The following is an 18,033-nucleotide window of genomic DNA, read 5'->3' on the forward strand; positions in this document are numbered from 1 at the left end:
TCGAGCCTGTCGAGCATGTCGAGACCAGGGGCCAGGGACCCCCTATCCGTTTTCCCGTTCGGCCGCGTCCGTCATTCGGGGGCAGGACTTGGTCTCGTTCCGCCATTTGCGGGCCCCGGTCTCCAGCCAGGGTGGTGCCATGATCTGCACGGCGCCGCGGACCATCCGGATTGCCCAGCCGGAGGCGGCGAGGTAGCGGTGATGCCACCAGCACAAACAGACGCCGTTGTCGGTGTGCGTCGGTCCGCCCTCGGAGTGCGGGATCACGTGGTGGATCTCGGTCATCCCGGCCGGGATTTTGCAGCCTGGGATGACGCAGGTGCCGTCGCGGAGCTGAATCGCCCGGCGTTGCGCGGCGGTGAAGCACCGTTCGGGTGAGCCGAGGGCGATGATGCGTCCCTCGTCGGTGATGACGACTTTCTGCTGACCGCCGTTGCTGATCAGGTCCGTGACGGCGCTGATCGAGATCGGGGTTTCGACGCCGTCGATCCAGCCGACGCCGCGGCCCTGACCGAAGTCCGCGTTCAGGTCCTGTTCCCGCACACTGACCAGAACCGTAGCCGGGGCGCCGCCGATGGTCGGGGCCTCCCCGGCCCGGGAGACGACGTCGAGGATCACGGCGAGCACGTCGTGGCGCCGCTGGTCGGGACCCGTCGGGCGCGAGCACGGCCCTCCAGACCGCACCCTGCAACCGGATCTCATCCGCCGGCAGCGACGCCGGCAGCGACGCCGGCAGCGACGCCGGCACCGACGCCGGCACCGACGCCGGAACCGGGGTCTCAGAAATGGTGCCGGTGGCCGAGGCGACCAGCTCGCTCTCGGCTGCCTGCACCGAGTCCAGGTCGGTGTACCGCAGCGTCGGCGTCAACGCGGTGAGGATCGCGTCGGCCGTGTCGACGCCGATCGCCCCGGCGGCCAGGCCGATGGCCGTGGCGGGGAAGGTGGGCGGCAGTGGTTCGCCACCCCAAGGAGCGGCCGGTGCGCAGCTGCGTGCCCAACCGCATCTGTCGCCCCGCGGTCGGCCCGGAGACGAGCGTCAGGCGCTCGAGTAGTTCTCCGGCGGTGCGGCAGCCCCGCTTCGCCGAGAGCTGCCCGGTGCCGAGCTCGGGCCGGGACCGGTCGGCGACCTCCGCCGCGGCCGCCACCCGCAGCGCGTCGACCCGCCGGCCGAGGACCTCGACCGCCGTGGTCACCTGCAGGAGGCCGTCGTCGTCGAGACCGCGCACCGCCAAGCACCGCAGGGATTCCCCGAGCCCCGCCGCGAGAGCATGCAGCCCCGCGACCGCCCGAGCCGCCGCGGACAGGCCGTGCGCGGCATTCGCTTCGGGCTGTTCCAGGAGGTTGATCACCAACCCGAGTTTATCTCATTGTGAACAAATAAACCATGTAAGCCTGGAAAAAACTAAGGATTTATCGTAGTTATATACGCCTTCCAAGGGAGCCCCGCCAGGAGCCCAGCCCGGACCCGTATCGATGAGGGATCGTTTGGAGGACCACCTCAACGCTGACTTCAAGCAGGTGGGCTACCGATGATCCAGCGCAGCGGTGCCGGATACCGAGAACGACGGAGACCTCAGCCGGTCAGGGCCTTGTGGATCCGCTGGAGGGAAACGGGCTCCGCGGCCTTCAGTTCCTGGGCGAAGAGGCTGATCCGAAGTTCCTCGATCAGCCAGCGCGCACGCACCAGGTTGGCGGCCGCGTTCGCCTGCAGGGGGATCGTGCCGCCGGCATCCTCGAACCGGCCCGTGGCTGCCTGGCTCTCATTCATCCAGACCCGGTCGCGGCTCGGATTGTCGCTGAGCTTCACGATGCGCGCGGTGATGCCGCCGAGGTATCGCGGCAAGTGCCGCAGCTGCACGAGTCCCGTGGCGCTCACGAAACCGGGGTAGACGAGCCCGGTCAGCTGCGCGCGGGCATCCGTCAAAGCCGGGAGCAGGGCCATGCTGGTGGACGCCTTGAGCGCCTTGTCGGCGACGCGCGCGGCGGCGAGGATGCGGGCGACGAGGCCCACCGTATCGAACATGGAATCCATCACGACGCCGGACACCCGGTCCCGGATGGTGTCGAACTCGGCGTGCATGAACACCTGGCCGCCGGGCTTCACCCGGAAAAGCACGTCGTCGACGCTCGCCGCGAGGCAGTCGTCGAACAGCGCCTGGGTGGTGCGATACGGGCTGGTGGCCAGGCTGAGCTTCTCTGCCCCGGTGAGGTGCTGCTGCACGTAGGCCACCGGGGAGGGCGTGGCGAGCAGCAGCAGGCGACGCACGCCATCGGGCAGGGTGCGGGCCTGCTCGGCCTCCGTGCTCATCATGCGGATCGCCACCGACGCACCCTCGTCGACGAGGGTCGGGTAGCCGCGGATGGTGTTGTCACCCTGCCTGGTGTCGAGGAACCGGGGCAGCTCCGGGAAATCCCAGGTGGTGAGTCCGGTGCGCTCGATCGCATTGGTGGGGGTGGCAGCGGATGCCGCGGCCACGCTCTCGCGGGCCTGGGTGCCGAGCCGGCGCTGCAGTTCCAGGAGGTCCTTGCCGGAGGCGCTCGGGCGACCGCGTTCGTCCACGACACGGAACGTCATGCGAAGGTGGGCCGGAACCCGGACCAGCTCGAAGTCGTTCGCCTTCACGGACACGTAGGTGAGCTTCTGGATCAGGGCGGCGAGCGTCTCGGTGAAGGGGACATCGTCGCGGTCGAACATGGAGCCGCGGGTGGCTTCGCCCAGGCCCGACACCCCGACCGAGACCTCGCCCGGCGCCGGCGGCAACTCGTTCAGCAGTCGCTTGGCCCAGTCCCCCGCCGGCACCACGTTGCGACGGATGCTCTTGGGCAGCGACTTGATCAGTGCGGTCACCAGGTCGGCGCGGAGGCCCGGTACCTGCCAGTCGAAGCCGGTGGGAGAGAGCCTCGCGAGCAGGGCCAGCGGGATCTGCACGGTCACGCCGTCGTCGTCCGCGCCGGGCTCGAACCGGTAGCTGAGCGCGAACTTCTGGTCGCCCTGGCGCCAGATCGGCGGGAACACGGCCTCGTCGATCTCCGGCGCGTCCTCGGGCACCAGTGCCTCGGCGGTCATCGTGAGCAGATCGGGCGTCTGGGTGCGCGCCTGGCGCCACCAGGTTTCGAACGTGCGCGATGAGCATACGTCGGCGGGAATGCGTTTCTGGTAGAACTCGAACACGGCCTCGTCGTCGAACAGGATGTCACGGCGCCGCGTGCGCTCCTCGAGTTCGGCGAGTTCCTTGCGCAGGCTCGTGTTCGCCCGGTCGAAGGCCGTGACGCGCTGGTCGATTCGGTCAAGGTCCCATTCACCCTCGACGAGCGCGTGCCGGATGAATAGGTCGCGAGCGTAGGCCGGGTCGACCCGGGAAAACTGGATCCGGCGGCGCGGCACGATCGGCACCCCGTACAGGGTGACCCGCTCGTAGGCGACGACCGCGCCCTGCTTCTTCTCCCAGTGCGGCTCGGAGTAGCTGCGCTTGCAGAGGTCGCCGGCGAGCGGCTCGGCCCACGCGGGGTCGACGACCGCGTTCATCCGGGCGAACAGGCGGCTGGTCTCGATCAGTTCCGCGCTCATCACGGCGCTCGGTTGCTTCTTCGCGAGCGCCGAGCCCGGGAAGATCACGAAACGCTGCTGGCGCGCGCCGATGTAGTCCTTCTTGGCGGTGTCCTTGAGACCGATGTGGGAAAGCAGACCGGCGAGGAGCGAACGGTGGATCCCATCGGGATTCACGCTGGGATCCCCGATGTGGAGACCGAGCGGCTTGGCCATCTGGCGCAACTGCTTGTACACGTCCTGCCATTCGCGCACGCGCAGATAGTTGAGGAACTCGTTCTTGCAGAGGCGTCGGAAGGCGCTGGAACCGAGCTCCTTCTGCTGCGTCTCGAGGTAGTTCCAGAGGTTCAGCAGGCTCAGGAAGTCGCTCGTCGGGTCGGTGAACCGGGCGTGCTGCTGGTCGGCCTGCGCGCGGCGCTCGAGGGGCCGTTCGCGCGGGTCCTGGATGGTGAGCCCGGAGACGATCACCATCACCTCGCGGCTCACCGCCTGCGTCTTCGACTCGATCACCATTCGTCCGAACCGAGGATCGATGGGCAGCTTTGCGAGCTGCTGGCCGATGCGGGTCAGTGTGGAGATGCCGGGCTTGGAGATGCCGGATTTGTGGCCGGCGGTGAGCGCAGCCACCGCGCCGAGCTCGGCGAGCAGGTCGAGGCCGTCCTTGATGCCGCGCGAGTCGGGCGGGGTGAGGAACGGGAACGCGGCGATGTCGCCGAGGCCCAGCGAGATCATCTGCAGGATGACCGCGGCCAGGTTCGTGCGCAGCACCTCCGGCTCGGTGTACTCAGGCCGGCGGGTGAAGTCCTCCTCCGAATAGAGGCGGATGGCGATACCGTCGCTGGTGCGGCCGCTTCGGCCCGAGCGCTGGTTCGCGGAGGCCTGCGAGATGGCCTCGATCGGCAGCCGCTGCACCTTCGAGCGCACGCTGTACCGGCTGATCCGGGCGGTCCCGGCGTCGATGACGTAGCGGATGCCCGGCACGGTCAGGCTGGTCTCCGCCACGTTCGTCGCCAGCACGATGCGGCGTCGCACGCCGGCGACCTTAGACGGCTGGAACACCTTGTGCTGGTCGGCGGAGGAGAGCCGCCCGTACAGCGGCAGGATCTCGGTGGGGCTGGTGCGCCCCGAGGAGGCGTACTTGCCCTGCAGGGCGTCCGCGGCGTCCCGAATCTCGGTCTCACCGCTGAGGAAGACCAGAACATCGCCGTTGGACTCCCGTTCGAGCTCATCGAGCGCGGCGGAGATTCCCTCGATGTAGTCCCTGTCCACCGTGGGCGCGGCATCCGTCGTGTCGTCGTCGTCGCCGTCCATCGCCTCGACGACCAGCGGCCGGTAGCGGATCTCCACCGGGTAGGTGCGCCCGGAGACCTCGATGATCGGGGCCGGCGTGCCGTCGGGCGTGGCGAAATGCTCGGCGAAGCTCTGCGGGTCGATCGTCGCGGAGGTGATGATGAGCTTGAGGTCGGGGCGCTGCGGCAGCAGCTGACGCAGGTAGCCGAGCAGGAAGTCGATGTTGAGGCTGCGCTCGTGCGCCTCGTCGATGATGATCGTGTCGTACTTGCGCAGCAGACGGTCGCGGTGCATCTCGTTGAGCAGGATGCCGTCGGTCATCAGCTTGATGCGGGTGTCCGGGCCGACCTGGTCGGTGAACCGCACCTGGTAGCCGACCGTCTGGCCGACTTCCTGTCCGAGTTCCTCGGCGATGCGTTCAGCGATCGTGCGCGCGGCGAGACGGCGGGGTTGCGTGTGGCCGATGTTCTCCCGGCCCAGCTCGAGGCAGATCTTCGGCAGTTGGGTGGTCTTGCCGGAACCCGTCGCGCCGGCGACGATGACCACCTGGTTGTCACGGATGGCGCGCGCGATATCCTCCCGGCGCTGGCTGACCGGGAGCTCGGGTGGGAAGGTGACTTCGACGGGGATCATGAGCCTTCCATCGTATGACCTCGCGGTGAACGACGGATGCTGCCCGGGTTCGCCTGTGATCGGCCCGACGGCTGTGGCTGTATCGGCGCGTTTTTAACCGCACGATGTTAGCATCAAAGAATGATCAACGACGAAGGGACGGGGGACCGGCACGCCGCCCTTGCCTCCGACGCGCGCCGCCAGGTGCTCGACCTCCTGATGGGATCGGCCACCCCGCTCGACGCCGCCGCGGTCGCGGCGCGCATCGGACTGCACGTGACGACCGCCCGGTTCCATCTCGATCAGCTCGAGAACGCCGACCTGATCCGGCGCGCCGTCGGGCGCGCGGGGACGCGTGGCCGCCCGCGAATCCTCTTCACCGCTGGACCCGCCGCCCGGGAAGGCGGCGCCCAGCACGATCTGAGCCGGGTGCTGGCCACCGCGCTCGCCGAGGACGCCGACAGCGGGCGGGCCCGGGCAATCCGCGCCGGTGAGACCTGGGCCGAGAGCTACGCCGACGAGCTGCGGGGGAGCGCCGCGGAGGGCATCGCGCCGCTGCTGAGTATCCTCGACCGGCTCGGCTTCGATCCGGAGCTGGTTTCGGCGGTGGAGCCGGCTCCGGCTTCGGAAGCCGAGTCCGCGGCGGACGACGGTGCCTCCGACGGTGTCGCCGACGTTGCCGCCCCGCTGATCACCCTGCTGGCCTGCCCGTTTCGCGCCGATGCGCGGGACGCCCCCGACGTCATCTGCTCGGTGCACCTGGGCCTCGTGCGCGGGGTCGCCCGCGAGCTCGGCCACGACCCGGACCAGGTCGGGCTGCGCCCGTTCGTGGGTCCCGAGCTGTGCCATTTGCACCTCGGAAGCGAGTGGGCCGAGCCGAGCCCGCCGGCCGGGTGAGCGCGCAGCCCGACGACGTGAACTGACGCGCTCCGCCTCGCGCGGTCTCGTTCCGCCCTGCCGCCACCGGGAATAACAGCCCGGGAGGAGGGTTAGGTTGGGGAGGGCGGGAACCGCCCGGCGAGGAAGATGACGGATGAACCCGATCGAGTGGCTTTTCGACGCACAGCTGCAGATCGGAACCCAGACCATTCTTTGGCGCGAGATCATCGGCAACGCCTTCGGCATCCTGAGCGCCGTCGGCGGGATGCGCCGTAAGGTGTGGGCCTGGCCGATCGGAATCGCGGGCAACGTGCTGCTGTTCACGGTGTTCCTCGGCGCCGTGTTCGGCACGCCCAACCCGGTCAATCTGCTCGGCCAGGCCGGACGGCAGATCATGTTCATCGTCGTGTCGATCTTCGGCTGGGTCCAGTGGTCCACCCATCGTCGGGGGAGCGCGCAGGCTGCCGTGGCCCCGCACTGGGCCGGTGCTCGCGCGCGCATCCTGCTCGGATTCGGGCTCGTCGCGGGCACTCTGGTGCTCACGCCGGTCTTCCGTGCGCTCGGCTCGTTCGAGCCCGTCTGGGCCGATGCCTGGATCTTCACCGGCTCGTTGCTGGCCACGTACGGCATGGCGAAGGGCTGGACCGAGTTCTGGCTGATCTGGGTGGCGGTCGACATCGTCGGGGTGCCGTTGCTGCTCAGCGCCGGCTACTACGCCTCGGCCATCCTCTACATCTTCTACGGCGCGTTCACCCTCGCCGGCTTCTTCGTCTGGATGAGCGTGCAGCGCCGCGCCCGCAGGGCCCTCGCGGTCGACCTGGTGGCCGCCCGGCTCTGACCGGCCCTGACCTGCTCCGCTCAGGTTCGTTGAGGAAATACGCAGGGAGCGTCGGGCCGGGGACAGCGGCACAATGGAGGCATGTCCAATCACCTCGCCGACGCAATCAGCCCCTATCTGCGCTCGCACGCCGACAATCCCGTTGCCTGGTTCGGCTGGGGTTCGGAGGCTTTCGTGGAGGCTCGGCTGCGGGATCTGCCCGTGCTCGTCTCGATCGGCTACTCGACCTGCCACTGGTGCCACGTCATGGCCCGGGAGAGCTTTAGCGACCCGGAGCTCGCCGATTACCTGAACCGGCACTTCGTGAGCATCAAGGTCGACCGGGAGGAGCATCCCGAGGTCGACGCCAGCTACCTCGCCGCGGCCAGCGCCTTCGTGGGCGGGCTCGGCTGGCCGCTCAACGTCTTCGTCACCCCCGACGGGCAGGCTTTCTACGCCGGCACCTACTTTCCGCCGCTGCCGTTGCCGGGGCATCCGTCGTTCCGGCAGGTGCTTGAAGCGGTGACGGATGCCTGGACGAACCGCCGCGCCGAGGTCACCGCGAGCGCGTCCCTCGTCGCCGAGACGCTCGCGGCCGCCGCCGCACGACAGGGTGCCGGCGGAGCGCTGCCCGGCCCCGCCGCGCTCGACCGGGTCCAGGCCGAACTCGTGGGCCTGGAAGACCCCCGCTTCGGCGGATTCGGCGGCGCGCCCAAGTTTCCCATAGCGCCGGTGCTGGGGTTTCTGCTCGGCCGGCCGGGTGTCGTGGGACAGGTCCCGGAAGCGCAGGCCCTCGCCCTGCGCACCCTGAAGCGCATGGGTGCCTCGCCCCTGCGCGACCCGGTGGAGGGCGGTTTCTTCCGCTACGCCGTGAACCGGGACTGGAGCGACCCGCACTACGAGCGGATGCTCTACGACAACGCGCAGCTGCTCGACCTCTACACCCAGGCCTGGCAGCTCACCGGCGAGAAATGGGCGCAGACGGTCGCGGAGGGTGTCGCCGGGTTCCTCACGACCGTGCTGCGCCTGCCCGGCGGCGGGTTCGCCAGCGCCCAGGACTCCGAGAGCACCGTTGCCGGTCGCCGCGTCGAGGGCTTGTACTACACCCTGGACGAGGACGCCCGGCGGCAGGAGGAGCCGCCCGCGCTCGATGAAAAGGTGCTCACCGGCTGGAACGGCCTTGCCATCAGAGCCCTGGCCCGCGCCGGGTTCGCCCTCGCCGATCCCGACCTCACGACGGCGGCCGCGAGGGCCGCCGACCACCTGCTCACGCGTCACCTGCGCCGGGACGGCAGCCTCGTGCGGGCCTCCATCGCGGGGCGCACGTCTGCCGCTCAGGCCACCCTGGAGGACTTCGGGATGTGTGCACAGGGTCTCCTCGAGCTTGCTCTGGCCACGGGCGAGGTGCGCTATGCCACGGCCGCGCGCCGGCTCATCGACGGCACGCTGGGGGGAACGGATGCCAAAACGGTACCGTCCGCCACCGACATCCCCGGCTCCGGCACTCCCGGTACCAATGCCCCCACCGACGCCGCCGGCACGGCCGGCACTGTCGCCGGCGGGATGCCGTTTCGCGCTCCCGACGGGCCCGACCCGGTGCTTGCCGCGCAGGGACTCGCCCTGGACGTCGACCCGTCGGAGGGGGCCTACCCGTCCGGGATCACGGCGACCGCAGAGGCGGCGAACCTGCTCTACCTGCTGACCGCCGACGACCGCTATCGCGCGGCCGCCGTTGCCGCGATGGCGGCCCTCGCCGAGCGCGCACTCGAACGCCCGCTCGCCTTCGGGGCGGCCCTGCGACTGTCCGGCATTCTGACCGGCCCCGTGGAACAACTCGTGGTGGTCGGGGCGGACGTGGTCGGGCCGGGGGCAGGGCCGGACGCGGCCGCCCCCGAGCAACCCGCCGCACTGCTCGACGCGGTGCGCCGACGCGGGAGCGGGCTCGTCGCATCCGTCACCGAGGTTCAGGCGCAGGCCTTCGCCGACGCCGGCTTCGAACTGTTCCGCGGCCGGGTCGCACACCAGGGTCTGCCGACGGCCTACCTCTGCCGTGACTTCGTCTGCCGCCTGCCCGTCACCGATCCCGCCGACCTGCCGATGGCCTGACCCGGACGGAGGCTGGTCGGCCCGGTGGCCGCGCCGGGAACAGAATGGACAGATGGGCATACAGATCAAGCGGGTCTACGACGAACTTTCCGCGAGCGACGGGACCCGGGTGCTGGTCGACCGGCTGTGGCCGCGCGGAGTCTCGAAGGAGGAAGCCCGGCTCGACGCCTGGCTGAAGCAGATCGCGCCCAGCCCGGAGCTGCGCCGGTGGTGGAACCACGACCGGGCACTTCTGGATGAGTTCGCGGTGCGCTACCGGGCCGAACTCGACACCGCACCCGAGACGACGGCGGCCGTGCAGGAACTCCGCACGCTCATCGCCCGCGACGAGGAGAAGCAGACGACAACCACGCTGGTCTACGGCGCTCGGGACCCGATGGTGAACCACGCCAGGATCCTGGCCGAGTATGTGATTGACAGGGCCTGACCCGTTCGCCTGACCCGATACCTGAGCGGAAATCGCGCCGGCCGTCGGGCCTCCGAAGTAACTACAAGCCGGTAACCTCAAGCCGGCAACCTCACGCCAGCCGACCTCATCGGTCTGCGCCGACGACCGAACGGACTCCGGCGATGGTTCCCGAAATCACCATCGGGGCCGTACTCCTGGCCACCGCGTCCAGCATGGTCGTCGGCGCGATCGGGTACTCGCAGCTGGCGTTCGGTACCTCCTGGATGACAGCCGTCGGCCACGACGAGGAAAGCCTGCGCACGGGTTCGACCGCGATCACCGGGCGGTCCCGTCACCGCGGCGAGCGGGGGACGCAGAAGACGTAGAATAACAACGGCGCCACCGCGTTCCGCCGGCTGCTTCGCTCCGGTCTCTGAACCGGTCGTTGCTGTCCGGCATCAACGGACGCACTCTCCCCGGCACTGCGTGTGGTTGCCTCGTGAATGAGTGTTCCCAATTCTTCTCGAGGAGGACCATGGCCACGTTCGATCGCCCGGAAACCGAGCGTCGCTCCTCGAACGAACCGGCAGACAACCTGCCCGTGCTGACGCTGAGCCAGGAACCCGAGCTCGTGCTGCTCTCACCCGACCCGCGCACCCGCCGTTTCGACCGTGATGACGTGGTCGTGCGCAAGGGCGAGATCAACTTGATCAACGGTCACTTCACCCCCCACGAGTCGATGGTCAAGGACCTCCTCGCGGTCCGCGACGCGCTCGAACGGGCCGGCATCGACTTCCTGCTCGTGCGCGGCGACGGGGACCGCCCGGTGATCGCGGTCGACCGCAAACGCCGCAAGAACCTCACCCGCATCCTTGCGGAGGCTTTCGCGAACGAGCCCTTCTACGCCAAGCCCCTCGACGGGAATCTGACCCCGGCCCTGCTCCTGGCGGACGGCGCCCTGACGACGCTGCGCAAGTCATCCGTCTTCCGGGTCTACCGACCGCGCATCGAGCCGATCGGCCGCCTGCGCTACGGCGCCGAAACGGCCTTCCAGTTCGAGCTCTGGCACTTCGGCGACGATGAGATCGTCGCGCCCGTCGAGAACTCGCTGATGCGGGCACGTCTGCCGCGTTCGGAGGCCCGCGAGACCACGATCGACCTCTTCGGGCGCACCTGGCGCACCCTGCAACACATGTTCGACGACCTGGCCAGCGACGTCAGTTTCGACATCGACATGGTCTTCTCCTGGGTCGACGGCTCGTCCAGTGATTTCCAGCGTGAACGGGCCAAGCGCATGCAGGCCTATGTCGTCGGAGACGGCGACGATTCGGATGCCCGTTTCCGCCAGATCGACGAGCTCAAGTACGCCCTCCGCAGCGTCTACATGTTCGCGCCCTGGGTGCGCCGCATCTTCATCGCCACGGATTCGCCGGCCCCTGTGTGGCTGGCCGAGCACCCGCGCGTCACCATCATGCGCAGCGAGGATTTCTTCCCCGACCTGAGTGTTCTGCCCACGCACAACTCGCACGCCGTGGAGAGTCAGCTGCACCGCATCCCCGGACTGGCCGAGCATTTCCTCTATTCCAACGACGACATGTTCTTCGGCCGCCCTGTCGGACCGGAGCTGTTCTTCTCTCCGGGCGGCGTGACCAAGTTCATCGAGGCATCCACCCGGATCGGCCTCGGCGAGAACAACACCAGCCGCAGCGGGTTCGAGAACGGCGCCCGGGTCAACCGCGCCCTGCTGCGCGATCGGTTCGGCAAGGTCACCACGCGGCACCTCGAGCACACGGCGGCGCCGCTCCGCAGGAGTGTGATGCAGGAACTCGAAGCGGAGTTCCCCGGCGATTTCGCCCGCACTGCGGCCAGCCAGTTCCGCTCAGCGACCGATATCTCGGTCACGAACTCGCTGTACCACTACTACGCGCTGATGACCGGGCGGGCGGTCGAGCAGACCCAGGCGCGCTCACTGTACATCGAAACCACGCTGAAGCTGGCACTGCGTCAGATGAACGCCCTGCGCAAGCGCCGCGACCAGGACATGTTCTGCCTGAACGACGGAAGCAACCCGGAGATCTCCGACGAGGTTCGCCGCGCGGCCGTGACCGACTTCCTCGAACGTTACTTCCCGATCGTCGCCCCGTGGGAACGCGAGAACCAGCTCGTTCCCGGCCAGGCCGGGCACACGCCGCCGTCTAGTGCAGAACCGGGATCGGTGTGGTCATCGGGGGTTCGCGGAACGTTGGCAGAGTACCCGCGGGCATGATCCGGATGTTGTCGCCGGCGAGCCGTCGCGCACTTTCCGTCGCGTCGACGTAGTCCAGCGCCGGGTAGTCACCCAGCGGAACGACCGAGTGCAGTATCGTGTCAGCGAACACATGCACGAGGTTGAAGGTGCGTGCCCCGTCGCGGCCCCGCGTGCCGCCGACCGGAACATTCAGGTCCTGGGTGTAGCAGGTGGCCGACGCCACCGACACCGGAATGCCCGCGAACGTCGCGGTCGAGGAGTAGTGCAGGTGCCCGGCGAGGATGCTGCGCACATCCGAGCCGCGCAACACCTGTGCAAGACGGGCCTGGCCGCGCAACTCGACCGACACGGCCAGGTCGAGCACGCTCGGCACGGGCGGGTGGTGCATGGCCAGAATGGTGCCGTCCGGCGCCGGAACGCTCAGCTGGCCGGCCAGCCAGCGCAATTGGTCGTCGGTCACGGCGCCGTGGTGGTGGCCGGGAACGGAGGTGTCGAGCGTGATCAGGCGCAGGCCGCCGATGTAGTCGACGTGGTCGATCGGCTCGGTGGTCGCCGGCTCGTTCAGCAGCGTGCTGCGGAACGCCGCCCGATCGTCGTGGTTGCCCATCACCCAGAAGACGCGGGCACCGAGCCGCGCCGCGGCCGGCTCGACGATTAGTTGAGCGGCCCGGTAGGCATCCGGTTCGCCCTTGTCGGCCAGGTCACCCGTGATGATGATGGCGTCGGGTCGGCCGGAGGAGGCTTCGACCTCCGCGAACAGCTGCGCGAGATGGGCGGTGCTGTCGACCTGGTCGTACAGGCGCCCGCCGTTCGCAAGCAGGTGGGTGTCGCTGAGGTGGAGTAGAAAATGATCCGGCTTGGGGTATTCGGCCGTTCGAATGTTCACGGAGCATCCATTCGTTGGGGCTAAGAGCTCTTCGAAGAGTTGGCTGACTCTACTCTGATTATTTGAGCAGCATGAGCTGAACCTTAGGTGAATGCCAGGCGAACACGGTGAAGAACCCGGGTGTTTCGCCTCCGGGCCCGTCGTCACCGCGAGATCAGGACGTGGTCTCCTTCGTACCCTCTTGCGCCTGCAACGGCTGCTCGGCCGAGGTGGCTCACCGAGGGATGGGTCAGGCCCGAGGTCCGAACGGAGTCAACCGCGCCGCCGCGTGCGAAGCTAGAGCGTGCGCACCTCTTCGTCGATCAGCCCCGTTCGCTACCTGGTGGGGGCGTTCGTCGCAATCATCCTGTTCGCCGGGCTCTACCTCTACTTCGTGCGCACCCTCTCCGGCCAGACCATGGACCAGCTCGCCTTCGACGGCGCGGAGTTCGGACGCCGCAGCGTCACCCCGCTCGCGCAGGAGCTGCTGGATGCCGTTCCGCTGGTCTCCGTCATCGCCGGACTGCTGCTCACCGGGGTCGTGACCGTCGTTCGGCGCAACGGCAGGACCCTGATCGTGGCCTGCGGGGTAGCGCTGGCCGCCGTGTTGAGCACTCAGCTGCTGAAGATCATGCTCCTGACCCGGCCGGACCTCGGAGTGGAGGGCTACGACGGCAACTCGTTCCCCTCGGGACATACAACGGTGGCGGCGGCATCCGCTCTCGCCGTTTTCCTGGTCGCGAGTCCCCGCACGCGCGGCCTCGCCGCCCTCGGCGGTTCCGGCTTCGCCATCCTGGCCGGGGTCGCCACGCTGGCGAACGGCTGGCATCGGCCCAGCGATGTCATCGCGGCTCTGCTCGTCGTGGCGGTCTGGGGTTGCGTGGCCGGCCTGGTGCTGACCCGCGGCCCGTGGTCGATGGGCGGTGCACCGCGCGGCGGGACGAACGCCCGCCCGCCCAGAGTCGACCGCCTGCAGCTGCGCATCCTGATCCCGTTCGCCGCGGTCGCGGTCGCCGCGTTTCTGGTCACGTACTTCCGTGCGTTCGGCGATACCCCGGGAACCCTCATCGCGTACATCGGCGGCGTCACCGCGATCGTTGCCGCGGGGCTCGGGATCGGGTTCACGGGCATCCGTTTGTTCGCCCCACTGCCCTGATCTGACGGCATTTACGGGGGTGTGCCGGGCCGTGCCCACGTGTAACACTTGGGCTATGCCCGTCACTCTTAGAGCGCTCCAGACCGTGGTCCCCCCGACAGTACTGATTCAGGATCAGGTGCGCGACATCTTCGCCGCCCAGCCGGGACTCAGCCGCCTGGCCCAGCGCCTGGTGACCGCGTCGTTCAACCTGTCCGGGATCGACACCCGGCACACCGTCATTGACGAGCTCACTCTCGACAAGGCGTCGTCCGATCCCCAGTTCTTCGACGCCGCCACGCAGGAGCTGCTCAAGCCGAGCACCCGGGTGCGCAACGAGCTCTACATCGTGGAGGCGACGAAGCTGTTCGTCGAGGCCGGGCGACGGGCCCTCGAGGCGTGCCCCGGCATCGAGGCCTCGGACATCACGCATGTGGTTACCGTGTCGTGCACCGGGTTCTACGCTCCGGGACCCGACTACATGCTCGTGCGCGAGCTGGGCCTGAACCCCGCGACCCAGCGCTACCACCTCGGCTTCATGGGCTGCTACGCGTCGATGCCCGCCCTGCGCACGGCGAAGCAGTTCGTCGACGCCGACCCGAACGCCGTCGTGCTCGTCGTCAGCGCCGAGCTGTGTTCGCTGCACCTGCGCACCTCGGACGACCCGGACACGATCGTCGCCTCCTCGCTGTTCTCGGATGGAGCTGCGGCTGGGATCGTCAGCTCCCGCGCCCCCGCGGCGGGCGAGAACGCCCTCAACCTCGACCTGTTCGAGACCGTGATCACGCCTATCGGCGAGGGGGACATGGCCTGGAAGATCGGCGACGAAGGGTTCGAGATGATCCTCAGCACCTACGTGCCGCACATCATCGACCAGCACATCGAGGGGGCGCTGGCACCCCTCTTCGCGCGGGACGTCGCGCTCAGCGCAGTGTTGGCGCCGGCGCTTGTGCCTTCCAGGGTGCCGTCGCTCCTGCCTGCCGGGGTGCCGGAGGGTGTCTCGGCCGGGTCGGTCGCAACCCTGGTCGCACCGGTTGACGTCGCGCCGGTCACCACACCGGCCACCGCGATCGCGCACTGGGCGATCCATCCGGGCGGGCGCAGCATCCTGGACAAGACCGAGGCGAAGCTCGGGCTGAGCGAGGCGCAGCTCGTGCCCTCGCGGGAGACTCTCCGCACCTACGGCAACATGAGCAGCGCGACGATCCTGTTCGTGCTCAAGGCCATCCTCGACTCCCCGGCCACGGATGACGGCGAGCGGGTCTGCGCGATGGCGTTCGGCCCGGGGCTCACGGTCGAATCCGGGCTGATGACCGTCACCGCCGGGTAGCGGAAGTGGGCATCCCGTCGATGCATTTCCCTTCGGCGCGCCGATCGTCGCGGAGTCGTCCCTTCCTGGGCGTCTCGTCGCTGGGCGTTCCGTCGCTGCGCGTTCCGTCGCTGCGCCGGCGCGCGAGTGACGCCGTCGAGCTCATGGACGACCCCGACTGCGACCCCGTCAAACTCGCCAGCACCTACGCGAACTTCCGGTTTGTGAACGGCGTGGTGTCGGGGTGGCGCGGGATGTACCGCCGCGATATCCGGCCATCGCTGTCGAGCACTCGGGAGAGCACCCTGCTCGACGTCGGCTGCGGCGGCGGCGACGTGGCGCGGGCGCTGGCCCGCTGGGCCGCCCGGGACGGCCTGCGCCTGCGCATCACGGCCGTTGACCCGGATGCCCGCGCGCACGCCTACGCGATGAGTCTGCCCCCACTGCCCGGACTGACGTTTCGGCGGGCGCTCAGTTCCGATCTCGTCGCAGAAAGGCGCCGGTTCGACGTCGTCGTCTCCAACCATGTGCTGCACCACCTCACCGGCGAACAGCTCGGCGGACTGCTCGCCGACTCGGAACGGCTCGCCGCGCACCGGGTGCTGCACGCCGACATCGAACGCAGCCGGTTCGCGTACCTCGGCTTCGGGCTCGGCACCTGGCCGCTCTTTCGCCGGTCGTTCATCCGCGACGACGGGCTCACCTCCATTCGCCGCAGTTTTACGGCGGCCGAGCTGCGCGAGGTGGTGCCGCCCGGGTGGCAGGTGACGCGGGAACATCCGTCGCGCCTCGTGCTGCGCCGGGTGGTGCCGACCGGACCGGCGTCTGCCGGGCTCGCGCCGGCTGTGTCGGCGTCGGCTGTGTCGGTTCTTGCTGGCACGGCGTCGGCTGGGTCGGTTCTTGCTGAGACGGTGCCGGCGAGCGTGTCCTTTCCGGTCAAAAGTGACCGGCGCAACGGGCACTCTCGACCGGAAAGGGAACCTGAACGCGTGCACGTGCACGAGCGGGGGCAGGCGAACGACAGCGGGGCACGGGTTCGGGACGTGATCGTGGTCGGCGGGGGACCGGTGGGCATCCTGCTCGCTGGACTGCTGGCGGTGCGCGGTGTCGACGTGGAGGTGGTCGAGCAGCGAGCCAAGCCGTCGCTGCGATCCCGGGCCATCGGCATCCACCCGCCGTCGTTGCGGGCTCTGGAGCAACTGGGCGTGGCAGAAGAGGTGCTCGCCCGGGCGGTGCGCATCCGCGGCGGTGTGGTGCGCTCGGACGGGCGCACGCTGGGCCGACTGGCGTTCACCGAAACCGTCGACCGGATGCAGAGCGTGATCTCTCTGCCGCAGTTCGAGACCGAGGCCGTGCTGCGCGCGCGCTTCGCCGAACTCGCGCCCGGCCGGCTGCGCGGCGGCGTAACGGTGACCGGGGTGTCCGAGCGCGGTGGTCGGGTCGCGGTCGAGACGGCTAAGACAGTCGAGACGGCGAAGCCAGGCGGGACGCACGGGACGGTCGAGGGGATCGGGACGGGCGGGACGGGCGAGGGGGGCGTGTCTGCCGGCGAAACTCTCGAGGCTCGCTACGTGGTCGCCGCCGACGGCGCCCGCAGTCTCGTGCGCGACCTACTCGGCATCCGCTGCACCGCGCGCACCGGCGGCGAGACGTATCTGATGAGCGACTACCCCGACACGGGGGAGCATCTCGGGGAGGCCGTGCTCTTCTTCGAGCGGGGTGGTGTGGTCGAGTCGTTCCCGTTGCCGGGAGGCCGACGCCGCTGGGTGGCCATGACCCCGACCCTGCAGGCCGATGCGACGTCCGACGACCTGGCTGCGCTCATCCGTGCCCGCACCGGCACGCAGCTGCCTCCGACGACCGCGGAGGCCAGCGCCTTCTCGGTGCAGCAGCGCCTCGCCACGAGACTTGTAGCGGGACGGGTCGTGCTCATCGGCGACGCGGCGCACCAGATCAGCCCGATCGGCGGGCAGGGCATGAACCTCGGGTGGCTCGACGCGCTGCAACTGGCCCCGGCGCTGGAGCGGGCGCTGCGGGATCCGGAGGCCGCTTCAGGCGTGCTCGGGGATTACGACCGCCGCCGCCGGCGCAGCGCTCGGATGGCCGCCCGGCAGGCCGACTTCAACATGGCGATGGGCGGACCCGTGCAGGGGCTTCGCCTGCGCGCGCGGAACGGCCTCGTGCGCGCCCTCGCGGCGCCGCCCGCCAGCGCCGTGCTCGCCCGCGCCTTCACCATGCGCTGGCTGTAGCTCGCCGCCGCCGGTGCGCCCGCTCGACTCGATCGGCCCGGTGCGCTGGGGCTAACTCAGGAGAAACGTGCGGATGGTGTGGCCGAATCGCAGAACTCAGCGCAAACATGCGGAAATTTGCGGGGGCTCGGCCGCCGCTCGCCGGAATCTCCTGAGTTGGCCACGACGTGTGCGCGGCGGCTGCTGCTGCTGCCCGATTCGGGGTGCAGGTCGGTCCGTGCGCACAACTCCTCCAATTCGGCGGAGCTGCGGCACGGATGCCCGGGACGCCTGGGCGGTTCCGGGCACTCACCGGAATTGGCAGGAGTTATGCGCCGGGGCGATGGATGACCCGGGCCGGCCGGGTGGTGCGGGCTGGGCAGGGCTGGCCCGGTCGGGCAGGTCGTTGGGGCTAACTCAGGAGAAACGAGCGCACGGTGCGGTCGGCCCGCAGAATCATGCGAAACTTCGCGGGGCTGGGACCGCTGCTCGTGGAATCTCCTGAATTAGCCACGGAATGGAAGGCGCAGCTGGGTGTGCACGGTGAGATGGGTCGGCCGACGGGCCGCGGCGAGCCGGGCCGGCCGACGGGCCGGACCGGGCCGCGGC

The 18,033-nt window shown here is 69.3% G+C and carries 13 protein-coding genes; 9 read left to right on the forward strand and 4 right to left on the reverse strand.

Translation table 11 applies throughout. The features are described from left to right. Positions 1-42 precede the first annotated feature (42 nt). The 3 genes from E3T34_RS05595 to hrpA form a co-directional block, all read right to left on the reverse strand. Positions 43-702 carry an HNH endonuclease signature motif containing protein gene (locus E3T34_RS05595; RefSeq protein WP_134342427.1) on the reverse strand — a complete coding sequence of 220 codons (660 nt, stop codon included), beginning with the start codon at positions 700-702 and terminating at the stop codon, positions 43-45. Between the two features lie 77 nt (positions 703-779). Further along, positions 780-1,349: a hypothetical protein gene (locus E3T34_RS05600; protein WP_134342428.1), complete on the reverse strand. Its 570-nt coding sequence runs from the start codon at positions 1,347-1,349 to the stop codon at positions 780-782. Positions 1,350-1,573: 224 nt separating this feature from the next. Continuing rightward, on the reverse strand, positions 1,574-5,470 hold the full coding sequence (hrpA, locus tag E3T34_RS05605; protein ID WP_134342429.1) for an ATP-dependent RNA helicase HrpA: 3,897 nt from the start codon (positions 5,468-5,470) through the stop codon (positions 1,574-1,576). A 120-nt stretch (positions 5,471-5,590) separates the two neighbouring features. On the opposite strand from hrpA, the gene E3T34_RS05610 reads away from it, so the two are divergent. From E3T34_RS05610 to E3T34_RS05635, 6 genes are all read left to right on the forward strand, one after another. Continuing rightward, positions 5,591-6,346 carry a metalloregulator ArsR/SmtB family transcription factor gene (locus E3T34_RS05610; protein WP_134342430.1) on the forward strand — a complete coding sequence of 252 codons (756 nt, stop codon included), beginning with the start codon at positions 5,591-5,593 and terminating at the stop codon, positions 6,344-6,346. A gap of 136 nt (positions 6,347-6,482) precedes the next feature. Further along, entirely contained in the window at positions 6,483-7,166 is a 684-nt protein-coding gene (pnuC, locus tag E3T34_RS05615; RefSeq protein ID WP_134342431.1) for a nicotinamide riboside transporter PnuC, read from the forward strand. A gap of 81 nt (positions 7,167-7,247) precedes the next feature. Beyond that, positions 7,248-9,251, forward strand: a complete 2,004-nt coding sequence (locus E3T34_RS05620) for a thioredoxin domain-containing protein (RefSeq protein ID WP_134342432.1) — start codon at positions 7,248-7,250, stop codon at positions 9,249-9,251. 52 nt (positions 9,252-9,303) lie between these two features. After that, positions 9,304-9,678, forward strand: coding sequence for a DUF488 domain-containing protein (locus E3T34_RS05625; protein ID WP_104099553.1), 375 nt, complete (start codon positions 9,304-9,306; stop codon positions 9,676-9,678). 143 nt (positions 9,679-9,821) lie between these two features. Then, complete coding sequence (locus E3T34_RS16420) at positions 9,822-10,025, forward strand: DUF1761 domain-containing protein (protein WP_134342433.1); 204 nt, start codon at positions 9,822-9,824, stop codon at positions 10,023-10,025. Between the two features lie 149 nt (positions 10,026-10,174). Beyond that, entirely contained in the window at positions 10,175-11,905 is a 1,731-nt protein-coding gene (locus E3T34_RS05635) for a stealth family protein (protein WP_104099552.1), read from the forward strand. On the opposite strand, the gene E3T34_RS05640 is transcribed toward E3T34_RS05635, so the two are convergent. Then, positions 11,835-12,773, reverse strand: a complete 939-nt coding sequence (locus E3T34_RS05640) for a phosphodiesterase (RefSeq protein ID WP_174720204.1) — start codon at positions 12,771-12,773, stop codon at positions 11,835-11,837. The two genes, E3T34_RS05635 and E3T34_RS05640, sit on opposite strands and share 71 nt — an antisense overlap. Positions 12,774-13,056: 283 nt before the next feature. Here E3T34_RS05640 and E3T34_RS05645 point away from each other — a divergent pair, with 283 nt between their 5' ends. The 3 genes from E3T34_RS05645 to E3T34_RS16915 are packed head-to-tail and all read left to right on the forward strand — an operon-like array spanning position 13,057 to position 17,445. Continuing rightward, positions 13,057-13,908, forward strand: coding sequence for a phosphatase PAP2 family protein (locus E3T34_RS05645; RefSeq protein ID WP_134342434.1), 852 nt, complete (start codon positions 13,057-13,059; stop codon positions 13,906-13,908). A gap of 55 nt (positions 13,909-13,963) precedes the next feature. Next, a complete protein-coding gene (locus tag E3T34_RS05650) occupies positions 13,964-15,217 on the forward strand; it encodes a type III polyketide synthase (protein WP_233191158.1) in 1,254 nt (417 codons plus the stop codon). Between the two features lie 20 nt (positions 15,218-15,237). Continuing rightward, the gene (locus tag E3T34_RS16915; protein ID WP_370327276.1) at positions 15,238-17,445 is read left to right on the forward strand and encodes an FAD-dependent monooxygenase; all 2,208 of its coding nucleotides are present in this window, start codon (positions 15,238-15,240) and stop codon (positions 17,443-17,445) included. Positions 17,446-18,033: the final 588 nt, after the last annotated feature.

Origin of the sequence: Cryobacterium sp. TMT1-62 (assembly GCF_004403145.1) — a bacterium.
GTDB lineage: Bacteria > Actinomycetota > Actinomycetes > Actinomycetales > Microbacteriaceae > Cryobacterium > Cryobacterium sandaracinum.